At 70.6% G+C, this 26698-nt stretch carries 2 protein-coding genes; both read right to left on the reverse strand.

The annotated features are described in order from the left end of the window. Positions 1–1014 carry an alpha/beta hydrolase family protein gene (locus WKC72_RS04795; RefSeq protein ID WP_268788753.1) on the reverse strand — a complete coding sequence of 338 codons (1014 nt, stop codon included), beginning with the start codon at positions 1012–1014 and terminating at the stop codon, positions 1–3. Beyond that, positions 1011–26675, reverse strand: coding sequence for a non-ribosomal peptide synthase/polyketide synthase (locus WKC72_RS04800; RefSeq protein ID WP_370181882.1), 25665 nt, complete (start codon positions 26673–26675; stop codon positions 1011–1013). Before WKC72_RS04800 ends, WKC72_RS04795 begins: the two co-directional genes overlap by 4 nt. Positions 26676–26698 lie beyond the last annotated feature (23 nt).

Below are 26698 nucleotides of genomic sequence, written 5' to 3' on the forward strand. Positions count from 1 at the left end.
TCACATATCGAGGGCTCGGGCGAGGACGGGCCACGATTCATGCAGGGCGTCCTGCCAGTACCCCCACGAATGTGTGCCGGTGTCCCGGAAGTCGACGGTCGCGGGGATGCCGAGGGTGTCGAGCCGGTCCACCAGCCGGTGCGTGCAGTAGTTCGTCGCCGCCTCGATGACGCCGCCGATCACGATCTGGTCCGGGAGCGGCGGCGCCCCGGCGGGACGGACGGCGCCGAGGGATTCGTACGGTCCGGGCAGTCCACTCGCGTTGGAGATGTACAGCTCGAGCCCGCGGAGCTTGTCCGCGTTGACGTAGGGGTCGTGTGCCGCCCAGGCCGGGTCGTCGGTGGGACCCCACATGTTCTCGGTGTCGCCGCCGCCCACCACCTCGACCACCAGCCGGACGAGGTTCTGCCCGATCGGATCACTGGTCATCGCGCAACCGCTGTACGACGCGACACCCCGGTACAGGCCCGGCGCCTGGACCGCGAGGTCGATCACCGAACCGGCCGACATCGACAGCCCGCCGATCGCGTTCACCCCGTTGGCGCCGAGCGCGGTGTCCAGCACCGGCGGCAGTTCCTCGGTGAGGAACGTCTGCCATTTGTTCCGTCCGAGGACGGGATCGTCGCTGCGCCAGTCGGTGTAATAGCTGATGTAGCCGCCGACGGGGATCACGACGTTGGCGTTCTTGTCGGCGAAGAAGTCGACGATGTCGGTCTGCCGAATCCAGTTGGCGCCGTCCTCACCGGCACCCGCTCCGTTCAGCAGATACAGCGTGGGACGCGGGACGCTGGTGTCGGCGGGGCGCAGCACCTGCAGTTCCACGACCTCGTTCATCGACGGCGAGTACACGAAGACGTTCCAGCGGCGGTCGTCGACCTTCTCGATCCGGTCGAGGCTGCCGGACGTGCTCGGCGCCACCACCGCACCGCCGTCGGCGGGCTCGGCCGTCGCCACGGGCCCGGGCAGGCCGAGCAACGCGGCGACGGTGGCCACCCCCGCGGTGAACAGTCTCATCGGTCGATCTCCATTCTCGAAGCGTGATGCACGCCGTGGGTGAGGTATTCGGCGAGCAGTGGGCCGATCACCCGGACCGCGGCGGGTTCGGTGATCTGCCAATGGTTCGATTCCACAGGGTGATTCGTGATCCGTCCGTTCACCCAGGGACGCCAGGTGCCGACCGCGCGCCGCAGCGTCGGATCGTCGTGCGCCGCCGTGAAGAACAGCACGTCGCCGTCGAACAATCCGGGCCGGTAGTCGCGCATGAGGCCGGCGTTGTGGTGCGCGGCCGCGGTCAGGCGGTGCACGTGCTCGGGGCTCAGGGCCGACAACGCGGCCACCGTGTCCGCACCCTCCGCGGGCACCGTCGCCTCACCGGTGTCCTGCGGTTGCTGCCTTTCCGCGAAGCTGTCGAGCATCACCAGTGAACCGACCGAATCCCCCGCCTGCTGCAGTTGCACCGCCATCGCGTGGGCGACGACGCCGCCGATCGACCAGCCGGCCAGATCGTAGGGACCGTCCGGCTGGATCCTCCGCACCTCGGCGATGTACCGGGCGGCGAGTTCCTCGATCGAGCCGGGCAGCTCTTCCCCGGTGACGGCCGGAGTCTGGATGCCGAAGACGGGCCGGTTTTCGTCGATGTGTTCGGCGAATCCCGTGTAACACCAGGACAGTCCGCTGATCGGGTGGATCCAGAACATCGGCATACCGGCACCGCCCGTGCGGATCGGGAAGACCACGTCGAGGGCGGTGTCCCCGGTGTCGCCGTCGGCCGCGTCCATGCGCGCGGCGATCGCGGCGGGTGTCGGCTCGGTCATCAGCCACTGCAGCGACACGGTCACGTCGCTGCTCGCCCGCAGACGGCTCACCGCCCGCATCGCCGACAGCGACGTGCCACCGAGGTCGAAGAAGTTGTCGTCGGCGCCGACCCGGTCGACGCCGAGGACTTCGGCGAAGACCGACGCGACCGTGTTCTCGTTCCCCTCGGCCGGCCGACGGTATTCGGCGGCAACGAAATCGGGGCGCGGCAGCGCATCGGCGTCGAGCTTCCCGGTGGGGGTGAGCGGGACGGAATCGATGCACACCACCGCCGACGGCACCATGTGCGTCGGCAGGAACTCCGACACGAACGCGCGCACCCGCGCGGGGTCCGGGGCAGATCCCGCGGCGGGCACCACGTACGACACGAGCACGGTGTCGCCGGACGGGCCGCGGCGGCCGAGCGTGATCACGTAGTCGACGTCGGGGTGTTCCAGCACAGCGGCGTCGATCTCACCGAGTTCGATGCGGTAGCCGCGGATCTTGACCTGATGATCCGAGCGGCCGCTGTATTCGAGCTCTCCCGTTCCGGTCCAGCGGACGACGTCGCCGGTGCGGTACATGCGGTCGCCGGGTGCGCCGTAGGGGTTGGCGACGAATCGTTCGGCGGTGAGGCCGTGCCGGGAGTGGTAGCCGCGGGCGAGTGCCGGTCCCGCGACATACAGTTCGCCGGGGACTCCGGCGGGGACGGGGCGCAGGCGGGTGTCGAGGACCATGATGTCGAAGCCGCGGACCGGGTGCCCGATGGTGACGGGTGCACCGGCGGTGAGGTCGCCGACGGTGGAGATGTCGGTGGCCTCGGTGGGGCCGTAGCCGTTGAGCATGGTGCGTCCGGGTTGCCAGCGGGCCACCAGTTCGGGGGTGCAGGCCTCGCCGCCGACACCGAGGACGCGCAGCTCCTCCAGCCCCGCAGGGTCGATCGACGACAGCATCGCCGGGGTGATCAACGCATGCGTCACGTGCTCGCCGCGGACGAAGGCCGCCAGTTCCTCCCCGCCGATCACGCTCGGTGGGGTGATCACCAGAGTCGCTGCGGCGGAAAGGGCGGACATCATGTCGCCCACCGCCATGTCGAAGCTGGGCGACGTGTTGTGCAGGAACCGGGACGACGCGTCGACGCGGTAGTGCTCGCGACGTTCGGCTGCGAGGTTCGCCAGCCCGCCGTGGGTGACGACAACACCCTTGGGTCGCCCGGTGGAGCCGGACGTGTAGATCATGTACGCCGGGTTCTCGACGCGCACGGGACGCGCGCGTTCCGCATCGGTCACCGGGGTGGCCCGGGCGGCATCGAGTGCGTCCGCGAGTTCGTCGAGAACGAGCCAGGACACGCTGTCCGGCAGGGCATCCCGATCGCCGGCGGCGGTGATGCCGATGTGGGCGCCCGAGTCGAACAACATGTGGTCGATGCGGTCCGTCGGGTAGGTCGGGTCGACGGGGAGATACGCGGCTCCCGTCTTGGCCACTGCCCACACCGACAGCACCGATTCCACCGACCGCGACAACGCCACGGCGACGAACGCCTCGGGTCCCACGCCCTGCGCGAGCAGCAGCCGGGCCAGACGGTTCGACCAGGCGTCGGCCTCGTGGTACGTCCAGTCGCGACCCTTCCAGGACAGCGCGACCCGGTCCGGGGCGGTACTCGCGGCGGCGTCGATGATCCCGGCGAGCGTGGCCGGCGCCGCGGTCGGCAGACCACGGACGGGAGCGAGTGCCGCGCGCTCGTCGGGATCGAGGATCTCGATGCCACCGATCGGTGCGGCGGGGTCGGCCACCAGCGCGGCGAGAACCTTCAGCAGCCGTGCGCGGAGCGCGGTCACGTAGGTCGCGTCGAACGCGTCGGTTCGATACCTCAGCGTGAACCGCAATCCGTCGTCGGCGAACACCGTGAGGGTGAGCGGGTAATGGGTGGCTTCCTCGCCGGACACACCGAGGACGGTCATGCCGTCGATCGACGTCACCTCGGCCAGCGCGGCGGCATCCACGGGATACGACTCGAACACCGTCAGCGTGTCGAACAGGGCGCCGCTGCCGGCGGTCTGCTGCACGTCGCTCAGGCCGAGGTAATGATGATCGAGCAGAGTCGCCTGTTCGCGCTGCACGCGGATCAGGAGGCCGGCCGCGGACTCGTCCGGGTCGACGCGTACCCGCACGGGCAGGGTGTTGATGAACAGGCCGACCATCGACTCGACGCCCTCGAGTTCCGACGGGCGGCCCGATACCGTCGCCCCGAACACGATGTCGTCGCGGCCGAGCATGCGGGACAGCAGGATTCCCCACGCCGTCTGGACGAGCGTGTTGAGCGTGACACCCAGTTCCGCGCCGAGCGCGGTGAGCTGCGCGGACAGGCCGGGTCCGGCATCCGCATCCACCGCCGCCACCGTTGCGGGCCCAGGTAGTCCGGGACCGTCGGAGGCGACGAGGGTCGGCTGCTCGACGCCGGCGAGCGCCTCGGCCCACACTTCCCGGGAGGCTGCCCGGTCGCGCGACGCCAGCCACGACAGGAACGCGCGGTACGACGGCACCCGCGGCAGGACGGACACGTCACCCCGAGTGGCGTACAGGACGAGGAGTTCCTTCAGCAGCAGCGGCATGGACCAGCCGTCGACGAGGATGTGGTGCAGGGTCACGGCGAGGGCGTGGTGGCCGCCGCCGTCGTCGATCAGCGTGAACCGCAGGAGCGGGGGCGACGCGAGGTCGAATCGGCGTTCGCGGTCGGCGGCGAGCGCCTCGTCCCGCGCCGCCACTCGGGCGGACTCGTCCATGGCCCCGAGATCGACGGTGCTCCAGGGAATCTCCACGCTGTCGAGCACCACCTGCACGAGCTCACCCGTGGTCGCGCCGACGAACGCGGTGCGCAGGTTCGCGTGCCGGTCGAGCAACGCGGAGATCGCCGCACGCATCCGATCGGCGTCCACGACGCCGCCGAGTTCGAGCACCGTCTGCGTCGTGTAGACGTCCACCGTGTCCTGAGCGAGCTGCGCGTGGAACGCGAGTCCGTGCTGCAACGGCGACAGCGACCAGACGTCGGACAGTGCCGTGTACTGCTCTTCCCACAGTTCGAGGTCCCGCTGCCCCACCAGGACGAGGGGCACGTCCGACGGGGTGAGCCCGCCCGCTGTCCCGCTGTCCACGTGCGCCGCGACTGCGGTGAGCGCGCTCGTCCACAGGTCCGCCAGTTCCCGGACGTCCGCAGCCGACAGCAGTTCCCGGGGATACGAGAACGTGGCCGCCAGCCGGGATTCGCCGTCGACGCCGGTGACGATCGCATTGACGTCGAGAACGGCGGCAGCGGGCATGTCGTCGTTGCCGACGCCCCGGAGGTCGTCGATGTCGGTGGCGGGCGTCCAGCCCAGGTGCGCGAACTCCTCCGGAATGTCCGCCTCGGATACCCGGCCCAGGTAGTTGAAGCTGACCTGGGGGGTCGGGAGTTCCTGCAGCGCCGCGGCGGTCCCGGAATTGAGATGGCGCAGCAGTCCGTAGCCCAGCCCGCGGGCGGGCACCGCGAGCAGTTCTTCCTTGACGGCCTTGACGGCGCGGGAGGTGTCGGCCGTCCCCGCGAGGGCGGCGTCGACGTCGATTCCGCCGAGGTCGAGACGAACCGGATACACGCTGGTGAACCATCCGACCGTGCGGGAGAGGTCGGCGCCGGGCGCCGCCTGCTCCTCGCGTCCGTGGCCCTCCAGTTGGAGGAGCAGCGACGGCTCGCCGATCCCCCGGCGACGCCGCCAGGCGCTCACGGCCAGGGTGAACGCGGCGATCAGCCCGTCGCCAACGCCGCCCCGGAAGGCAGCCGGAACGGACGTCACGAGCGATCGCGTCACCGACGCGTCGAGTTCGACGCGCACGTGGTCGACCGTGGCCAGGACGTCGACGGCGGGGTCGAACGGCCGGGACCCGAGCGTCGGGTCCGGACCGTCGAGAACCCTCTGCCACAGCGGCAGTTCCGCAACCCGTTCCGGGGTGTGCGCGTCCTCGGTGAGGGCGTGCGCCCACCGGCGCATCGACGTGCCGACCGGCGGGAGAGTCGCGGCCCCACCAGACGAGATCTGCGCCCACGCGGCGATCAGATCCGGAATCAGGATGCGCCAGGACACGCCGTCGACCACGAGATGATGGGCGGCGACGATCAGACGGCCGGTGCGCCCGGGTGCGCCCACCGGATCGAGCCAGACGCATTGCAGCATGACACCGGCCCGCGGGTCGAGGCGGTCGAGTGCCGAATCGAGTTCCCGCCGTGCCGGTTCGGTCGGATCGGTCCGCGGATCCCAGTCGATCCGGTGCACGAGGGAGGCGACGTCGACGGCGCCTGCCGGTGCCACCTCGAGGGTGTCGTCGCCGACGAGGCGGGCACGCAGGATGTCGTGGTGATCGATCACGGCAGACAGGGTCGCGAGCAGACCTGACCGGTCGATGCCCGCCGGCAACTCCAGTGCGACCGACTGCGAGTAGCGGTCGAGAGTGCCGCCGCGTTCGGTGACCAGACGCATCACGGGGGTGAGCGGCAGCGTGCCGACTCCGCCGCCCGGGAGTTCCTCCAGCACGACGGGTTCGGTGTCGGTGGCCCTGGCCGCGACCTGTGCGAGACCGGCAACGGTCTTGTGCTCGAACACGTCCCGCGGCGAGATGATCAGGCCGTGCGCCTTCGCCCTCGACGCCAGCTGGATCGACGCGATGCTGTCGCCACCCAGGCCGAAGAACGAATCGTCCACACCGACCGTCGGGGCGCCGAGAAGTTCCGCGAACACGGCCGCCAGGACCTTCTCGGTGTCGGTGACCGGTGCCCGGAACCGTGCGGATGCTGCGACGAATACAGGTTCGGGCAGTGCTCCTCGGTCGAGCTTCCCGTTCACCGTCACCGGCAGCGACTCGATCACCACGTAGGCATCCGGGATCATCGGCGCCGGCAGAGTGTCCTCGAGGTGGCGGCAGATCGTGTCCGTGTCGAGTGCGTGACCGGGAGCAGGCACGAGGTAGGCCGCGAGGCGCTGACCCGACGGGGTGTCGTGGACGACGACGGCGGCCTGACCCACCGTGTCGTGCCGGGTCGCCGCCGACTCGATCTCCCCCAGCTCGATCCGGTTGCCCCGGATCTTCACCTGGCTGTCGCCGCGACCGAAGTACTCGAGTCCGTGCGTTCCGGTCCAGCGGACGACGTCGCCGGTGCGGTACATGCGGTCGCCGGGTGCGCCGTAGGGGTTGGCGACGAATCGTTCGGCGGTGAGGCCGTGCCGGGAGTGGTAGCCGCGGGCGAGTGCCGGTCCCGCGACGTACAGTTCGCCGGGGACTCCGGCGGGGACGGGGCGCAGGCGGGTGTCGAGGACCATGATGTCGAAGCCGCGGACCGGGTGTCCGATGGTGACGGGTGCACCGGCGAGGAGGTCGCCGACGGTGGAGATGTCGGTGGCCTCGGTGGGGCCGTAGCCGTTGAGCATGGTGCGTCCGGGTTGCCAGCGGGCCACCAGTTCGGGGGTGCAGGCCTCGCCGCCGACCCCGAGCACCCGCAACTGCGGGTGTCCGCCGGGATCCATCGTGGCCAGCACCGCCGGGGTGATCAGCGCATGGGTGACCTGCTGACGGTCCAGGAGGCCGGACAGTTCGTCGCCGCCCACGACCTCGGTCGGTGTGATCACCAAGGTGGCGGCGGCGCTCAGCGCCGACACCATCTCGCCGACGGCCATGTCGAAGCTCGGCGACGCCTTGTGCAGGAACCGGGACGACGCGTCGATGCGGTAGTGCTCGCGACGCTCGGCCGCGAGGTTCGCGATGCCGCCGTGGGTGACCACGACACCCTTGGGCAGACCCGTCGAGCCGGACGTGTAGATCATGTACGCCGGATTCTCGACGCGGACGGGACGGATCCGGTCCGCGTCGGTGATCGGGTCGGCGCTCGCGGACGCATGCCGGGCGGTGACGTCGGCGGTGTCGAGGGTCAGCCAGGCGACGGTGTCCGGCAACGCCGCCCGCTCACCGGACAGCGTGACACCGAGAGCGGCGCCCGAGTCGGTGAGGATGTGCGCGATGCGATCCGCCGGGTACGTCGGATCCACCGGCACGTACGCGGCACCGGTCTTGGCGACCGCCCACACCGCCAGCACGGAGTCGAGCGAACGCGGCAGAGCCAGGGCCACGAACGTTTCCGGCCCCACACCGTGCTCGAGCAGCACCCGCGCCAGCCGCGTGGACCACTCGTCAGCCTCGCGGTACGTGTACTCCCGGCCGCTCCAGTACAGCGCGGACGCATTCGGATCGGTCCGGACGGCGGCGTCGATCAGGCCCGCGAGGGTGGCCGGCGGCGCCGACGGCACACCCCGCACGCGGGCCGCCGCCCACTCGGCCGGGTCCAGGAGGTCGATGTCGCCGACGATCGCACCCGAGTCGGCCACCGCGGCGTCCAGGACGCGGACGAATCGCCGGGCGAAATCCTCCGCGGTCTCGCGGTCGAAGAGGTCGGTGGCGAAGCGCAGCGCACCCGACAACCCGGCAGGCGAATCGCCTTCGGAGAGGACCAACGCGAGGTCGAACTGAGCGGTGTCCGTCTCGAACGGAACGGGTTCCACGGTCACGCCCGGCAATTCGAAGCGCGTGACGCCCCGATGCTCGAATGACAGCGCCACCTGGAACAGGGGTGTGTGGGCCTGCGTGCGGGCAGGGGCGAGGACGTCGACGAGCCGCTCGAACGGAATGTCCGCGTGACCGTACGCGCCGAGGTCGGTGTCCCGGACCCGCGTCAACAGTTCGGTGAAGCTCTCGTGCGCCGCGACGTGGGTACGCAGAACCAGGGTGTTGACGAACATCCCGACCAGGTCGTCCAGGTGCTGCTCACCGCGTCCACCGACCGGTGTGCCGACGGCGATGTCGGACGTCGACGACAACCGCGACAGCACGACGGCGAGCGCCGAGTGCAGCACCATGAACACGGATGCGCCGTGATCGCGGGCAGCCTGCTCGAGTGCCACGGCGGTCGCCGCAGGAATATCGAAGCGCACGGTGTCGCCGCGCTGCGACGGCACGGCCGGGCGCGGCCGATCGGTGGGCAGCTCCAACAGGTCCGGAAGCCCGGACAGCGTCTCGGTCCAGTACCGGATCTGCTGTGCGGACAGGGATTCGGAGTCGGTCTCGGAGCCGAGTGCCGCATGCTGCCAGATCGCGAAATCGGCGTACTGCATCGGCAGCGGAGACCAATCCGGGGTACGGCCCGCACTCCGGGCGGTGTAGGCGACCATGACGTCGCGGGCGAGCGGGCCCATGGACACGGCGTCGCCGCTGATGTGGTGCACCACGATGACGAGGACGTACTCGTCGACGGCGGTGCGCAGAAGCCTTCCCCGGATGGGGATTCCCGCGGTCACGTCGAAGCCACCGTGCAGGGTGCGGCGAACCTCGTCGGGAAGTTCGTCGGTGGTCACGTCGACCGGGGTGAGATCGAGGTCGACTCGGTCTGCGGGCAGGATCACCTGCACGGGGCCGTCCTCGATGTCCGGGAACACGGTACGCAGCGACTCGTGACGCTCCAGCACGTCGTGGACGGCGGTGTGGAGGGCCGCGACGTTCAGGGATCCGGTCAGCCGGATCGCGAGCGGAAGGTTGTATGCGGCCGACTCGGGATCGAAGCGGTTCAGGAACCACATCCGGTTCTGCGCCGGCGACAGCGGGATTCGCTCGGGTCGCGGTGCGGCCACGAGTGCCGTCCCGCCACCCGTACCGGCGAGGACGGCGACACGTGCTGCGAGTGCTTCGACGGTGGTGGCTTCGAAGAGTTCGCGGACGGGGATTCGGGTGTCGAGGGCGCGGCCGAGTCGGGCGGCGACCTGGGTGGCGATGAGGGAGTTGCCGCCGAGTGCGAAGAAGTCGTCGTCGAGGCCGATGCGGTCGAGGCGGAGGACGTCGGCGAAGATCTGGGCGACGGTGGTTTCGGTGTCGGTCGATGGTGCCCGGAAGGTGCGGGTTTCGAATGTGGGTGCGGGGAGGGCTTTGCGGTCGAGTTTGCCGGAGGTGCCGAGGGGGAAGCTGTCGAGGACGAGGAGGGTTTCGGGGAGCATGTAGGTGGGCAGTGCCTGTGCGAGGTGTGCCCTGATGTCCGCGGTGTCGAGGTTCGCGCCCGATGCGGGGACGAGGTAGCCGACGAGGTGGTCGCCGGTGGTGGTGGGGACGACGAGTACCGCGGCCTGCGACACCTGGGTGTGGGTGAGGAGGGCGGTTTCGATTTCGCCGAGTTCGATGCGTTGGCCGCGGAATTTGACCTGGAAGTCGGTGCGGCCGATGTAGTCGAGTTGGCCGGTGGTGGTCCAGCGGACGAGGTCGCCGGTGCGGTACATGCGCTCGCCCGTATTCGAATACGGGTCGGCGACGAAGCGGTCGGCGGTGAGGTCGACGCGGCCGTGGTAGCCGCGGGCCAGTTGGACGCCGGCGAGGTAGAGCTCGCCGGGGACTCCGGTGGGGACGGGGTGCAGGCGGGAGTCGAGGACGTAGACGCGGCTGTTCCATTCGGGTGTGCCGATGGTGACGGCGCCGCCCTGGGGGGTGTCGGTGACGTCGGCGCAGGTGATGGAGACGGCGGCTTCGGTGGGTCCGTAGAGGTTGTGGATCCGGGCCGGGGAGATCCGGGCGAAGTCGTGGACGGTGGCGGCGGGCAGGGCCTCCCCGATCACGAACACGTGCTGCAGGGACGCGATCTGCTGTGGATCCACGGACCCCGCGAACACGGACAGCATGGACGGGACGAAGTCGGTTGCGGTGACGCCGTATTCATCGATCAACCCGGCGAGGTACTGCGGGTCGCGGTGCCCGTCGGGTGCCGCGACCACGAGGGTGGCGCCGGCGGCCAGGGGCAGGAAGTAGCCCCACAGCGACACGTCGAATGTCGTCGCGGTCTTCTGCAGGTACACATCCGATGCGTCGAGTGCGTATTCGGCACGCATCCAGGCGATCTGGTTCACGATGGCGCGGTGGGTGACGGCGACGCCCTTGGGTTTGCCGGTGGAACCGGACGTGAAGATCACGTAGGCGACCCCATCCGGGTACACCGTCGGATTCGTCAGCGGTGCCGAGGAAACGTCATCGACGTCGAGGGTGTCGAGAAGGATGACGGACCTGTCGCTCGTGAAGGCGTCCCGGGATGTGGTCAGGACGCAGATCGGGTCGGCGGCGTCGAGGATGTAGCCGATGCGGTCGGCGGGATGGTCCGGGTCCACGGGGACGTAGCCGCCGCCGGCGGTCAGGACGGCATACATGCCGACGACGAGGTCGAGGGAGCGGCGCATGGCCAACGCCACCAACGACTCCGGTCCCACGCCCTCGGCGGTCAGGACCCGGGCCAGCCGGTTCACCCGGTTCGCGAACTCCCGGTAGGTCAGCGATTCGCCCTCGAAGACGACCGCCGTCGCGTCCGGGGTCCGCCGAACCTGATCCGCGAAGGCGTCGAGCAGCCGGGCCTCGGGCAGCGGATGTGCGGTCCGGTTGCGAATATCGACCAGCTCGTCGTACTGGCCCGAATCGAGCAACGCCACATCCCCGACCGCCGTGGACGGGTCGGCGGCCACGGCCCGCAGGATGCGTGTGAACTGTTCGGCGAACGTGGCAACGGTGGAGGCGTCGAACAGGTCGGTGGAGTAGGTGAACGACGCGTGGATACCGCCCTCAGCCTGTTCGGTGAGGGTCAGATGCAGATCGAATTCGGCTGTCTGCAGCTCGGCCGGGACGGTCGAGACCTCGAGTCCCGGCAGGTCGAACGTGGCGGGGGCGAGATTGTGGAAGGACAGCGCCACCTGGAACAGCGGGTGACGCCCCTGGGAGCGGACCGGATCGAGTACTTCCACCAGCCGCTCGAACGGCACGTCGGCGTGCGAGAACGCACCCAGGTCGGCTTCGCGGGTGCGCTCCACCAGCTCCCCGAACGTGGCGTTCGCGTCGACGTGGGTCCGCAGGACCAGGGTGTTGACGAACATGCCCACGAGCTCGTCGAGGGCCGGCTCGCCGCGACCGGCGACCGGAGTCCCGACTGCGATGTCCGCAGTGTTCGACAACCGGCTCAGGAACAGTGCGTAGGCGGCGTGCACGGTCATGAACAGGCTGGCGTCGCGGGCGGCCGCGAGTTCACGCAGCAACCCGTGGGTGTGGGCGTCGACGGCGAACACCAGTTCCGTGCCGCGGTGCGACTGTCGCCGCGGGCGCGGCCGGTCGGTGGGCAGCGTGAGTTCGTCCGGCAGATCGGCGAGAGTGCGCACCCAGTAGTCGGTTTGGCGGGACACGAGCGACGTGGGGTCGTCCTCGTTGCTGAGCAGTTCGCGGTGCCACAGGCTGTAGTCGGCGTACTGGACCGGGAGCGGCGACCACGCGGGCTCGTCCTGTTGCGCGCGTGCGGTGTACGCGACCATCACGTCGCGGGCCAGCGGCGCGAGCGAGAATCCGTCGGCGGCGATGTGATGGACCACGACGACGAGAAAATGTTCGTTCTCGGACACGGCGAACAGTCCGGCGCGCAGGGGGGTTTCCACGGTGAGGTCGAATCCCGTGCTCGCGAATTCCACGGCTCGCTGCAGCGCCTCGCTCTCGCTCACCTCGAGCACGGTCAGGTCCGGGAGCGCCGTTTCGGTGCAGAGCAGGACCTGATGCGGGCCGGTGGGTGAGTCGGGATAGATCGTGCGCAGCGCCTCGTGCCGTTCGAGGACGTCGCCGAGCGCTGACCGCAGAGCGGAGACATCGAGCGACCCGGCCAGACGCAGACCGAGCGGCAGGTTGTCGACGGCGGACGCCGGGTCGAAACGGTTGAGGAACCACACCCGCGCCTGCGCCGGGGACAGCGGAATCCGATCCGGTCTCGGGCGTGCCTCGAGCACCGGACGGTCGGACTGCCCGGCGGTGTCCACGGCGGCGGCCAGCGCGGCGACGGTGGGTGCGTCGAACAGAGACCGCACGGACAGGGACGTGCCCGTGGCCGCGCGCAGGCGGGCGATCACCTGCGTGGCGGACAGGGAATTGCCGCCGATCTCGAAGAAGCTGTCGTCGGCCCCCACCCGTTCGACGTCGAGGATATCCGTGAAGACCTGCGCGACAACCAGTTCGGACGCGGTCGCAGGCGCTCGGAACACCGTCCGCGCCGTGAACGTCGGGGCGGGTAGCGCCGTGCGGTCGATCTTCCCGGCGGGGGTGACCGGAATGGCGTCGAGCAGTGTGACGGTTGCCGGCACGAGCGCGCGGGGCAGAAGTTCGGCCGCCGCCGCCAGGATGTCGGAGACGTCGGGGCTGGTCCCCGGCGCGGGCACGACGTAGCCGACGAGTTGATCGCCGAGCCGAGGGTGGTGGTGGACGGAGGCTGCCGCGGCCACCACGTCGCCGTGCCGGGACAGGGCGGCCTCGACCTCGCCGAGTTCGAGGCGCAGACCCCGCAGCTTCACCTGGGAGTCGGCGCGGCCCACATAGGTGAGCTGCCCGTCGGACCGCAGCCGCACCAGGTCCCCGGTCCGGTACATCCGGGACCCCTGGGGTCCATGAGGATTGGCGACGAACCGTTCCGACGTCAGGCCGAGCCGGGCGCGGTAACCGCGGGCGAGCCCGGTGCCGGACAGATACAGCTCACCCGTGACACCGCGCGGCACGGGCCGCAGCCGGGAGTCGAGGACGAGTTCCTGCGCGCCGTCGAGCGAGCTGCCGATGGTGATGTCGGCGCCCGGGGTGAGCGGTTCCCCGATGGTGACGACGATGGTGGTTTCGGTGGGTCCGTAGCTGTTGAAGAAGCGGCGCCCCGGGGAGAACTGTTCGACCAGTTGCGGCGGGCACACCTCACCTCCGACGACGACGGTGCGCAGGTCGTCGAGTGCATTGGCATCGACGGTGCTCAGTGCGGCCGGGGCGGTGATCACGTGGGTGACGCGCTGGTCGCGGAGCAGGGCGGTGAGGTCTTCGCCGCCCAGCACGGACGGCGGTGCGATCACGAGGGTGGCACCGGCGCTGAACGCCTGGATCATCTCGAAGACGGAGGCGTCGAAACTCGCGGACGACAACCGGAGCACGCGGGACCGCGGGGTGGTGGCCAGTTCCGGGCGTGCCTCCGCGGTGAAAGCGCTCAGCCCCGTGTGGGTGACCGTGACACCCTTGGGTGTTCCGGTGGAGCCGGACGTGTAGATCAGGTACGCCGGGTGTGCCAGGCGCAGCGGCGTGACGCGGTCGCGGTCGGTGACCGGTGCGGCCGACGTGACGAGTGCGGCGTCGTCCAGCACCAGCCATTCGGTGGCGGCCGGCAGCACCGCAGCGGTGGCGGTGTCGGTCAACCCCAGCGTCGCACCGGAGTCGAAGAGCATGTGCTCGATGCGTTCGCGCGGGTAGCTCGGATCGACGGGCACGAACGCGGCGCCCGTTTTGGTCACGGCCCATACGGCGAGGACGGCCCGCGCCGTCCGCGGAAGTGCCAGCGCGACCATTTTTTCCGGTCCGACGCCGTGCGCGATGAGTACGCGCGCCAACTGGTTCGACTGCGCGTCGAGGTCCGCGTAGGAGAGTTCACCCTCCTCCGAGACGAGTGCGATCCCGCCCTGTCCGGCTCCGCTCGTGAAGATGTCGGGCAACGTGCGCGCGACCACGGCAGATGGCTCGGGCCGCGCGATCAGTCCGGCGCGTTCGGTGGCGTCCAGCAGATCGAGATCGCCGACCGCGCGACCCGGTTCGGTGATCGCGTTCCGCAGGATCCGTTCGAAACGGAGGGAGACCGAGTCGATCGTGTCGCGGTCGAAGAGATCGGTGGCGAAAATCCACGTCGCCGCCATTCCGTCGCTGTCGGCGCGGAGGGTCAACTGCAGATCGAACTTCGCGGGCACCACACCGAGATCCATCGCCGACACCGACAACCCGGGCAGTGCGAGCTGGTCCACGGTCTGGTCCTCGAGCGACAACGCCACCTGGAAGATCGGCGAATACGCCTGGGAGCGAGCCGGTTGCAGAAGATCGATCAACCGCTCGAACGGCAGATCCGCGTTGCCGTACGCCGCGAGATCGGTCTCCCGGACATGCCCCAGCACCTCCGCGAACGACGACGCCGGATCGATGTGGGTCCGCAGCGCGAGGGTCCCCACGAACATGCCCACCAGGTCGTCGAGCGCCTGCTCGCCGCGGCCGGCGACGGGAGTGCCCACCACCACGTCCGTGGTCGCGGCAAGGCGTGCGAGGAGGGTGGCGAGGGCCGCGTGCACCACCATGAACAGGGTGGCGCCGTGGCTGCGTCCGAATGCGGTGGCCTGCTCGACGAGTGCGCTGTCCAGGCGGAACGTCGCGACCTCCCCGCGCAGCGACGCCACGGCCGGCCGCCGCCGGTCGGTGGGAAGTTCGAGCAACTCCGGGGCCCCGCGCAACTGTTGACGCCAGTATGCGGCCTGACGCGCTGCGACACTGTGGGTTTCGGACTCGACGCCGAGAAGCTGCCGCTGCCAGACACTGTAGTCGGCGTACTGGACGGCGAGCGGTGTCCAATCCGGCTCCCGGTGACCGGCGCGGGCGGTGTACGCCAGCATCAGGTCGCGGGCGAGCGGCCCCATCGACGCGCCGTCCGCGCTGATGTGGTGCACCACCACGACGAGGACGTGTTCGTCCGGCGACAGTCGGAAGACGTGGCTGCGCAACGGAACCGCCGCTGTGACGTCGAAGCCGGTGGACAGCTCGGCGGTCAGCAGTGCGAACAGCTGGTCTTCGTCGTCCACCCGGCGCGGTTCGAGGTCCACCGCGAGGTCGTAGAGGGGAACGATCCGCTGGTACGGGCCGTCTGCCGACTCGGGATACACCGTCCGCAGCGCCTCGTGGCGCTCCAGGACGTCGCGCAGTGCCGCGCCGAGGGCGGCCGTGTCGAGGTCGCCGGACAGCCGCAGCACGAGCGGGATGTTGTACGCCACCGACTCGGGGTCGTAGCGGTTGAGGATCCACATCCGGGACTGCGCCGCGGACAGCGGAATACGTTCCGGTCGTACGATGCCTGCCAGCACCGGACGGTCCCCGCGCTCGGCGGCGTCGACCACCGCGGCGAGGTCCGCGACGCCGGGTGCCTCGAAGATCACCCGCACGGCCAGCGACGTGCCTGCCGACTCGTTGACCCGGCCGATCACTCGAGTGGCACTCAGCGAGTTGCCGCCGAGGTCGAAGAAATCGTCCTCGGCTCCCACGGTCTGGGCGCCGAGCACGTCGGTGTAGGCGGCCGCGACCAGCCGTTCGGTGTCGGTGCGCGGGGCCACGTACTCGCGGACCGCGAAGACCGGTTCGGGCAGGGCCTTGCGATCCACCTTGCCTGCCGGAGTCAGCGGAACCCGGTCGAGCACCATCACGGTGGACGGCACCATGTGTCCGGGCAGGAGGCGGGCGGTGTGGGCGGTCACCTCGGCCGGGTCGACGGCGCATTCACCGGCGGGAAGCACGTAGGCCACCAGAGTGGTCGCGTCGCCCCGGACGGGCAGCGCGGCCGTGACGGCGAACTCGACGCTCGGGTGCGACGAGAGGACGGCGTCGATTTCGCCGAGTTCGATGCGGAATCCGCGAATCTTTACCTGGAAGTCGGCGCGGCCGAGGTACTCCAGTTCACCTTTCGGGGTGTACCGCACCAGATCGCCGGTGCGGTAGAGGCGCCCGGGGGCGTACGGGTTCGCGACGAAACGTTCGGCGGTGAGCGCGGGACGGTCGTGGTAGCCGCGCGCCAGCGCGGGCCCCGCCAGATACAGTTCACCCACGACGCCGTCGGGCACCGGATGCAGCCGCGAATCCAGGACCAGGGCAGTGGTTCCCCGGATCGGAGCACCGATCCGCACCGGCTCGCCCGCCGTCATCGGTCCCGACAGCGTCGCCATGATCGTCGACTCGGTGGGCCCGTACGCGTTGAACATCCGTCGCCCGGGCGCCCACCTCGCGACCAGTGCCGAATCGCAGGCGTCGCCGCCCACCACCACGGTGCCGAGTTCCGGCAGCGACTTCGGGTCGAGGGTCGCGAGCGCGGCCGGGGTGACGAAGGCGTGGGTCACCCGCCGGTCGCGGATCCGTGAGCCGAGGTCCTCCCCGCCGTACACGCCGGTGGGCACGGTCACGAGCGTCGCGCCTGCCGCGAACGCCATCAGCAATTCGAGAATGGATGCGTCGAAACTGGGTGACGCGAAATGCAGTGTCCGGCTCCGATTGTCGAGCGCGTACCGTTCCACCTGCTCGGCGGCGAATGCGTCGAGACCGGCGTGGGTGACGGTGACGCCCTTGGGGATTCCCGTCGAACCCGACGTGTAGATCAGGTAGGCGGGGTGTTCGGCGCGGAGCGGCAAGGTCCGGTCGGCGTCGGTGACCGGATCGGCGGACGCGCCTGCACCCAGTTCCGGGTCGTCGAGGAACAGCCAGTCGGTGGTTCCGGGCAGGGTCGCCGCGAACCGGGAGTCGGTCAGGCCGAGGACCGCGCGCGAATCGGTCAGCAGGTGTTCGATGCGGTCCGCGGGGTAGTCCGGATCGACGGGCACGAACGCGGCGCCGGTTTTGGCCACTGCCCAGACCGCGGTCACGGACAGTGCGGAGCGGGACAGCGCCACCGCGACCACCGTTTCGGGTCCGGCTCCCCGCGCGAGAAGAACCCGGGCGAGCCGGTTCGAGCGGGCGTCCAGGTCCGCGTAGGACAGTTCGCCGTCGTCCGTGACCAGCGCCGTGCCGCCTGCCGCAGCCGCGTGGTCGAGGATCTCCGGGAGCGTGCGCCGTCCGGAGTGCCGCAGGCCGGTGCGCGTGGTGAGGGCGGCGCGTTCGGTGTCGTCGAGCAGTGCGACGTCACCGACGGCGAGTGCGGGGTCCGACACCGCGGCGGCGAGGATCCGGACGAACCTGCGCCCGAACGCCTCGACGGTCGTGCGGTCGAACAGATCGGTGGCGAACGTCCACCTGCCCTGGGCGCCCGACCCGCCCGGCTTCTCCGTCACCGACAGGTGCAGGTCGAACTTGGCGACGGCCTCGTCGAGCGGGAGTGCCGCGACGGCCAGTCCGGGGAGGTCGATGCGCGGCGGCGCGACGTCGTCGATCGACAGCACCACCTGGAACAGCGGGTGATGGGCGGTCGAGCGGTCCGGGTTCGCGATCTCCACCAGACGCTCGAACGGGATGTCGGCGTGCGCGTAGGCGGCGAGGTCGGTGTCGCGGGTCTGTTCGACGAGCGAGCGGAACGTTCGCGCCGGGTCGACCTGTGTGCGCAGGACCAGGGTGTTGACGAACATGCCGACCACGTCGTCGAGCGCCGCCTCCCCGCGACCGCTCACCGGGGTGCCGACGGCGACGTCGGCGCTGCCGGACAGCCGGGACAGCAGCACGGACAGGGCGGTGTGCAGCACCATGAACGGGGTCGCGCGAACGGAGCGGGCGAGTGCGGTGACCGCGCCGTAGGTCTCGGGGTCGAGGGCGAAGTCGACGGTTGCGCCGCGATGCGATGCGACCTGCGGTCGGGGACGGTCGGTGGGGAGTTCGATCCGCTCCGGCAGCCCGGCGAGAGTGTGCGTCCAGTAGTCGATCTGCCGGGCGGCGAGCGATCCGGCGTCGGCCTCGTCGCCGAGGACGTCGAGTTTCCACAGGGCGTAGTCGGCGTACTGGACGGGCAGTGGTGGCTGCTCGGGTGCGGCTCCCGCCGCGCGGGCGACATACGCGGACATGACGTCCCGCGCCAATGGCCCCATCGACCAGCCGTCGGCGCTGATGTGGTGGGTGACCAGAACCAGCACGTGCTCGTCCGGTGCGACCCCGAGCAGGGCTATGCGCAGCGGGACGTTCGTCGTCACGTCGAAGCCACGGGTCACGAGGTCTTCGACGGCGGCCGGAAGGTGCTGCTCCGTGGTGGGGACGGGTGCGAGGTCGACGGTGGTCGCGTCGAGCACCACCTGGTGCGGTCCGTCGGCGGAGTCGGGGTAGACGGTCCGCAGAACCTCGTGACGCGCGATCACGTCGCCGACGGCCGCGGCGAGCGCGCCGACCTCGAGTTGTCCGGTCAGCCGCAGCGCGGCGGCGATGTTATAGGCGCCGGACGTGGTGTCGAACCGGTTGAGGAACCACATCCGGAACTGCGCCGGCGACAACGGCAGCCGCGACGGGCGGCGGGCGGCGACGAGGGCGGGGTGGCTGTGCCCGGCGGGGTCCGTGGTCGACGCCGCCGCGAGAGCGCGGACGGTGGGGGCGTCGAACAACTCCCGAACCCCGAGCGCGGAGCCCAGTTCGGCGTTGATCCGGGCGACGGCCCGCGTCGCGGTCAGCGAGTTGCCGCCGAGGTCGAAGTAGTTGTCGGTCGCGCCGACCTCCGCGACGCCGAGGACGTCGGCGAAGATCCGGGCGACGGCGATCTCCGCGGCGGTCGCCGGCGCCTCGAACGCGGCGGTCGCGAACGCGGGCTCGGGCAGTGCCCGGCGATCGAGCTTGCCGTTGGGCCCCAGCAGCAGCGCGTCGAGGAGGACGAACGCCGACGGCACCATGTAGGAGGGCAACTCCGCGGCCGCGTGAGCGGAGAGCCGGTCGGGGTCCGCGGTGCTTCCGGACCGGAGAGCGACGTAGCCGACGAGGCGTTCGGCCGGCCCGTCCCCGCGCACCAGCACGGCCACCTGGGCCACGTCGGGATGGTTCAGGAGCACGGCCTCGATCTCGCCGAGTTCGAGTCGCTGCCCGCGCAGCTTCACCTGGAAGTCGGTGCGGCCCAGATATTCCAGCTCCCCGCCGTCCGTCCAGCGCACCAGGTCGCCGGTCCGGTACAGGCGGGCGCCGTCGGCCGACAACGGGTCGGCGACGAACCGGTCGGACGTCAGGTCGGGGCGTCCCACGTATCCTCGGGCGAGCTGGGTGCCGGCCAGATACAGCTCGCCGGGAACACCGACGGGCACCGGGCGGAGCCGGGAGTCGAGGACGTACACGCGGGTGTTCCACACGGGCGCGCCGATCGGCACCGGACCGGTCGCCGACGCCTCGGTGCGGTGGAACGTCACGTCCACCGCGGCCTCGGTGGGACCGTACAGGTTGTGCAGGGCGGCACCGAGTTGCCGGTGGAAGCGCGTGACGGTGGTCCGCGGGAGTGCCTCACCGCTGGCGAAGACCTGCCGCACGCTGGTGCAGCGCGCGGTGTCGGCGTGCTCGAGGAACACGTCGAGCATGGAGGGGACGAAGTGCAGCGTCGTGACACCCTCGTCGTGGATCAGCCGGGACAGGTAGTGCGGGTCCCGGTGCCCGCCGTGTTCGGCGATCACCGTCCGCGCGCCGGTCGTCAACGGCCAGAACAGTTCCCACACGGACACGTCGAACGTGGCCGGGGTCTTGTGGAGCACCACGTCCCGCGCGTCGAGGGGGTAGCTGTCCTGCATCCACAGCAGACGGTTGACGATGGCGGCGTGCGACACCGCCACGCCCTTGGGGCGTCCCGTCGAACCCGACGTGTAGATCACGTAGGCGGGGTGGTCGGCGCGCAGCGGGGTGAGACGCTCCGCGTCGGACAGCGGTGACGTCGCGACGGTGGACAGGTCGAGCCGGTCCACGCGCACCGTGCGCAGGCCGTCGGGGACGACCCGTGTGTCGGCGGCGGTCACGAGCACCAGTGCGGGGCGGGCGTTGCCGAGTACGTGGGCGATGCGGGCCTGCGGATGGTCAGGGTCGACGGGGAGGTAGGCCCCGCCCGCGCGGACGACGGCGTGGAGGGCGACGAACTGATCGAGTGACCGGCGCAGCGTGACGGCCACGATGGATTCGGGGCCCACCCCCTGCGAGATCAGGTGGCGCGCAAGGGCGTTCGCCCGGGCCTCGAACTCGGCGTACGACAGCGATTCCCGTTCGAACGTCACCGCCACCGTGTCGGGTGTGCGGAGCGCGGCGGCGTCGAGGAGATCGACGAGAGTGACGGCGTCGACCGTATGATCGGTCGCATTCCACGCCTGCAGGGTGAGGGCGCGTTCGGTGTCCCCGAGTAGATCGACGGCACCGACCGGGGTGTGCGTCCGGGTCATCGCCGTCAGCACCCGCGCGAATCGATCCGAGATCCGACGGGCGTCGTTCTCGCCGAACGTGTCGGCCGAATACTCCAGCGTGAGGTGCAGATCCGGTTCGAGCACCGTGACGAGCGCGAGTGGGTAGTGGGTGGCGTCGGTGACGTCGATACCGCGGACCCGCAGGCCGGCGATGTCGGTGTCCGGGTCGAGGGCCGCGCGGTCGACGGGATACGACTCGAACACGGTGAGCGTGTCGAACACACTGCCCGGCCCGGCGACCGACTGGATCTCCGTGAGCCCGACTTGGTGCCGGTCGAGCAGACGCACCTGTTCGTCCTGCAGCCGGCGGAGGAGGGACGAGACGGGTTCGTCCGCATCGAGGCGTACGCGGACGGGAACGGTGTTGATGAACAGCCCGAGCGTCTCCTCGACGCCGGGCAGATCGGCTGGACGTCCGGACACGGTGGCGCCGAACACCACGTCGTCACGGGACAGCAAGCCGCACAGCAGGAGTCCCCACGCGGCCTGGATCACCGTGTTGACGGTGACGCCGTGCTCACGGGCGATCCGGGTGAGCTGTCCGGCCAGTTCCGCCGTGACCGGGACGTCGACGTCCCGGGGAGCCGAGCCGTGGCCGGTGTGCTGCGGGGCGAGGACGGTCGGTTCGGTGGAGCCGTCGAAGGCGGCCGCCCAGTCGTCGAGCGCGCCGGCGCGGTCCTGTTGGGCGAGCCACGCCAGGTATCGGCGGTAGGGGCGCGCGGGCGCCGCGATCGGTGCGTCCGACGCGTACAGCAGCAGGAAATCCTTGACGAACAGCGGCATCGACCATCCGTCGAACAGGATGTGGTGGTTGGTGATCACCAGCGACGTCCGGTCGCCGGAGTGTGCCAGCACGAACCGCAGGAGCGGCGGTGCCGACATGTCGAACCGCGTCGCGCGCTCGGCGGCGACGAGTTCGTCCAGCCCGCCCGCCTCCCCCTGCAGGTGGATCTCGCGCCACGGCACGGTCACCGAATCGAGGACGAGCTGCGCGGGGACGCCGTCGGTGTCGTAGACGAACGCGGTCCGCAGAGCCGCGTGCCGCTCCAGCAGGCGTTGCGCTGCGCGGTGCAACCGGCTCGCGTCGACGTCGCCACCGAGATCCAGCAGGATCTGCGACGTGTACACGTCCACCGCGCCGGCGGAGAGGCCGGCGTGGAACAGCAGACCCGACTGCAGCGGCGACAACGACCAGATGTCGTCGAGCCGTCCGTAGCTGTTCTCCCACAGCTCGATCCGGTCCTGGCCCACGGACACCAGCGGAACGTCGGACGGAGTCAGCCCAGCCGGGCCCGAGCCGCGCACGTGCGAGGCGAGGCCCTCGAGCGCCGTCCGCCACAGGTCCGCCAACCGCTCGACCTCGGGCGCGGTCAGCACTCCGGACGGGAAGTCGAACGTGGCGGTCAGCCGGCCGTCGTCGCCGACCGCGGCATTGATGTCGAGGACGAAGGCGGTCGACAGTCCCGCGCCGCTGAACGCATTGAGGTCGACCCGGGTGGCTGCGGGAATCCAGCCGTTCTCGCGCACCGCGTCCGGGAGGTCGCCGGCGCCGACGCGTCCGAGATAGTTGAAGCTGACCTGCGGAGAGGGCATCGCATTCAGGATTACGCCGCTGTCGTCGCGGAGATGACGCAGCAGTCCGAAACCGGTGCCGTTCCCCGGAATACGACGCAGCTGCTCCTTGACCACCTTCACGGCCCGCCCGGCCTCGGGTCCGCCTGCCAGTGCGTCCGCGACGTCGAGCGCGTCCAGTGCGATCCGGGCCGGGTAGGCGGTGGTGAACCAGCCGACGGTGCGCGACAGGTCGGCGCCGGGCACGAGGGACTCGTCGCGGCCGTGGCCCTCGAGGGACAACAGCAGTGTGCGGTCGCCGCGCCACGCGGCGAAGGCGAGACCGAGCGCCGTCACCAGGCCGTCGGTGGCGCCCCCGCGGAACGCGGTCGGCAGAGTCGTGAGGAGGTCGGCGGTGACGTCGGGTCCGATCTCGGCGGACACCCGCCCGGTGGTCGCGCCCGTGTCGACGGCAGGATCGAGCGAACGGGAACCGAGTGCCGGAACCGGGCCGTCGAGGATGGACCGCCAGACGTCGAGTTCGGCCGTCACCGAGTCGGTGCCCGCCGTCTCGGCGAGGGCGTGCGCCCAGCGGCGAGCGGACGTCGCGACCGGCGGAAGTTCGGGGGCGCGGTCGGCGGCCACCTGCGCCCAGGCGGTGGCGAAGTCGGGCACGAGGATCCGCCACGACACTCCGTCGACCACCAGGTGATGGGCCATCACCAGGAGTGTTCCGGGAGCGTCGGCGGGGTCGACCCACACCAGCTGCAGCATCGTGCCGGCGGCCGTGTCGAGGCGGCCCGCAGCGGCCCGGCATTCGGTGTCGAGGAGGGCGTCGAATTGTTCGGTTGCGGGAACGCAATCGGTACGTACGTATGTGACGACATCGTCGGCACGCACGGACCCGGCGGGCTCGACCACCAGTTCCCGGCCGTCTGCCGAGAGGCGGGAGCGCAACGCGTCGTGGTGGTCGAGGATCGCGGCGACGGTCCGGTGCAGCCGCGGCAGGTCGACGTCGGCGGGCGCCGTCAGGGTCACGGCCTGGTAGAAGGTGTCGAGGCGGGCGCGGTCCCCGTGGCTGCGACCGAGGACGTCACGACCGATCGGTGTGAGCGGCAGGGCGCCCACTCCCCCGCCGGGCAGTTCGGGCAGGCGCAGCTCCTGCGCCGCGGCCAGGTCGACCGCGACCTCGGCGAGCCCGGCAACGGTCTTGCGCTCGAACACGTCCCGCGGGGTGAACACCACGCCGGCGGCCTTCGCCCGGGACACCAGCTGGATCGCGACGATGCTGTCGCCGCCGAGAGCGAAGAAGGAGTCGTCGACGCCGACCGCGTCGACGTGCAGCACCTCCGCCACCGCGTCGGCGACGATCTGCTCGATCGGCGTCGACGGCGCGCGGAACGGCGTTGCGGTGGTGCCGAACTCAGGGGTGGGCAGTGCACTGCGATCCACCTTGCCCGCGGGCGTCAGCGGGATCGTCTCGAGCGGCATCGTCAGCGACGGCACCATGTGCGCCGGGAGGAACTCACCGGCGAACGCGGCCAGCGCGACGGGATCGAAACGGTGATCAGGCCGGATCCGCACGTACGACACCAGCACCGAGGTGCCGCCCTCACGTTCGTGCACGGCGGACACCGCGAAGTCCACCGACTCGTGCGCCGACAGCACCGCATCGATCTCACCGAGTTCGATCCGCAGTCCGTGCAGTTGCACCTGGAAGTCGCTGCGCCCCACGTACTCGAGGACGGGGCTCTCGCCGCGGCTCCACCGCACGAGGTCGCCGGTGCGGTACAGGCGGTCGCCCGTGGCCGCGGCGAACGGATCGGCGACGAATCGCGACGCCGTCAGACCCGACCGGCCGTGATATCCCTCGGCGAGCCCGGGGCCGCCGAGATACAGCTCCCCCGTCACTCCGCGCGGCACCGGCCGCAGCCAGCGGTCCAGGACCAGTGCGCGTGCGCCCTGCATCGGACCGCCGATGGTGATCGCCGCGGGGTCGGTCTGCGGACCCGTCATGGTGATGACGATCGTCGATTCGGTGGGACCGTAGCTGTTGTAGAGGCGGCAGCGGCTGCCGAAGCGCTCGACGAGATCCGGCGGGCACACGTCGCCGCCGACGACCACGGCCTCGAGCGAGTCGAGGCCGGCGGCATCCACCGTTCCCAGCACCGCGGGTGCACTGATGATGTGGGTGACCCGCTGAGAACGGAGCAGGGCCGCGAGGTCGTCGCCGCCGTAGACGTCGGGAGGTGCGATCACCATCGCCGCGCCCGCGCTGAACGCCTGCACCATTTCGAACACGGACGCGTCGAAACTCGACGACGAGAAGCGCAGCACCCGCGAGTGGCGGGTCACGCCGAGCTCGGGCCGGGCCGGCGCGGCGAACGTGGCCAGGCCGGTGTGCGTCACCACCACGCCCTTCGGCGTGCCCGTCGAACCGGACGTGTAGATCACGTACGCCGGATGGTGGGGCGTCAGCCGGGCCGGCCGATCGGCGTCCGTCACCGGCGTGACTGACAGTTCCGCGCACGCCGACGCGAGCGCGGGGTCGTCGAGGGCGAGCCATTCGACGGCGGTACCCGGGCGCAGGTCACGGTGGGCGGTTGCCGTCAGTCCGAGGGTGACTCCGGAATCGGACAGCATGTGGGCGATGCGCTCGGCCGGGTAGGCCGGGTCGACGGGGACGAAGGCCGCACCCGACTTCGCCGCGGCCCACACCGCCACGACGGAGTCGACGGACCGGGTGAACGACACCGCCACGAAATCGCCGGGGCCCACGCCGCGGGTCAGCAGCAGTCGTGCGAGCGCGGTGCTGCGCTCGTCGAGTTCGCGGTAGCCGATCGTGGTGCCGTCGAGGATCAGTGCCGTGCCGTCCGGATTTGCCCGGACACCCGATTCGAACAGCTCGGCCAGCAGCATCGGGGCGGGGGCCACCGGGCCGGCGGCAGGCACGAGTTGTGCGTGCTCGTCCGCCGTCAGCACGTCCAGGGCGGCGACGCGAGCGTCCGGGTCCGCGTCGGCGAACCGGGCGAGCAGGTCGAGGAAACGTGCGTGGTGTTCGGCGAGCTCCCCCTCCCCGTACAGGGCGGGGTTCGCCTCGAAATCGATGCGCGACGAGCTTCCCGCCACACTCGGGTAGAGGTTGACGGAGAGGTCCTCGACCGGTCCGGTCGACAGCACGTGGAACTGTCCGGTGAGTTCGCCGAGGGTGATCTCGGAGTGGAAGTTCATGATGTTGATCGCGGGCCCGAAGAAGCCCCGCTGATCCCGGGCGGCACCGGCGTCGCGCCGGATGTCCTCGCTGCGGAAGCGCTGGTGGCGCAGCGCGCCGGTGAGCTCGAGCTGGACGGCGGAGACCAGCGCGCCGACCGTCGTGCCGGGGGTGATCGACACCCGCAGCGGCACCACGTTGGACACCATGCCGCCCGATCGGCGCAGGACGGCGTTGGTGCGGGCCGACACGGGCAGGCTGAGAACGACGTCGTCGGAACCCGTCATCCGGGCGACGAACGCGGCGGTCGCGGCGACGGCGACAGCGGCGAAGGCGGAGTCGAGGCGCTCGACCGCCCGGTCCACGGACCGGGCGATGTCGGTGGGCACCGGGCCGCCGTGCCACCGCGACCGGGCCCGCGCCGGGGCGCTGCGGCCCGCGAGGCCGGTCGGGGCGGGAAGGTCCCGGGAGCGGTTCGCCCAGTAGTCGCGGTCGGTGCGGAACCGGGAGGAACCGCGGTACACGTCCTCGGCGGCCGAGACGTCCCGGAGGTCGCCCGCCACCGATGCCGTCGGCTCCACGCCCCGGACCTCGGCCGTGTACAACTCGGCGGCGCGGTTCATGAACTTCATCGCGCCGTAGCCGTCGAGCGCGATGTGGTGGATGCGGCAGTACCAGAGGTGGTGGTTCTCGCCGATCTGCAGCGTGGCGCCCCGGATCAGCCGGTCCGAGAGCAGGTCGAGCGGTGCGGCGTAGTCGGCGCGCATCCAGTGCAGGGCGGCGGCGTGGGGGTTCGGTTCGGCCCGGAAGTCGTGATGCTCCACCCCGTCGTCGAGGGTGAAGTCGACCATCTGGAGCGGTGCGCCGTCGATCTCGACGATGCGGAGCATGCCGCTACCGATCTCGCGGGCAGCGGCCTGACCGGCCCGGCGAAGGGCGTCGACGTCCAGTTCGCCCTCGATGTCGACGTACTGCGCGATCGTGATCGGCACGTCGCCCATGAGGTGCTGGGCAAACCAGATACCGCGCTGAGCGGCGGTCAGCGCGAAGGGTCGCGAATCGTGGTCGCTGACACTCGTGTCGATGCGGGCGGGGCTACCAGCCGCGAATTCTGCCGGTTCCAAGGGTCGTTCTCTTATCTGCTGGG

It is taken from the genome of Rhodococcus wratislaviensis (assembly GCF_041228765.1).
Taxonomy (GTDB): Bacteria; Actinomycetota; Actinomycetes; order Mycobacteriales; family Mycobacteriaceae; genus Rhodococcus_F; species Rhodococcus_F wratislaviensis.

Coding starts and splice junctions, on each gene's coding strand:
- WKC72_RS04795 (WP_268788753.1), bottom strand. CDS start 1,014: ATGAGACTGTTCACCGCGGGGGTGGCCACCGTCGCCGCGTTGCTCGGC.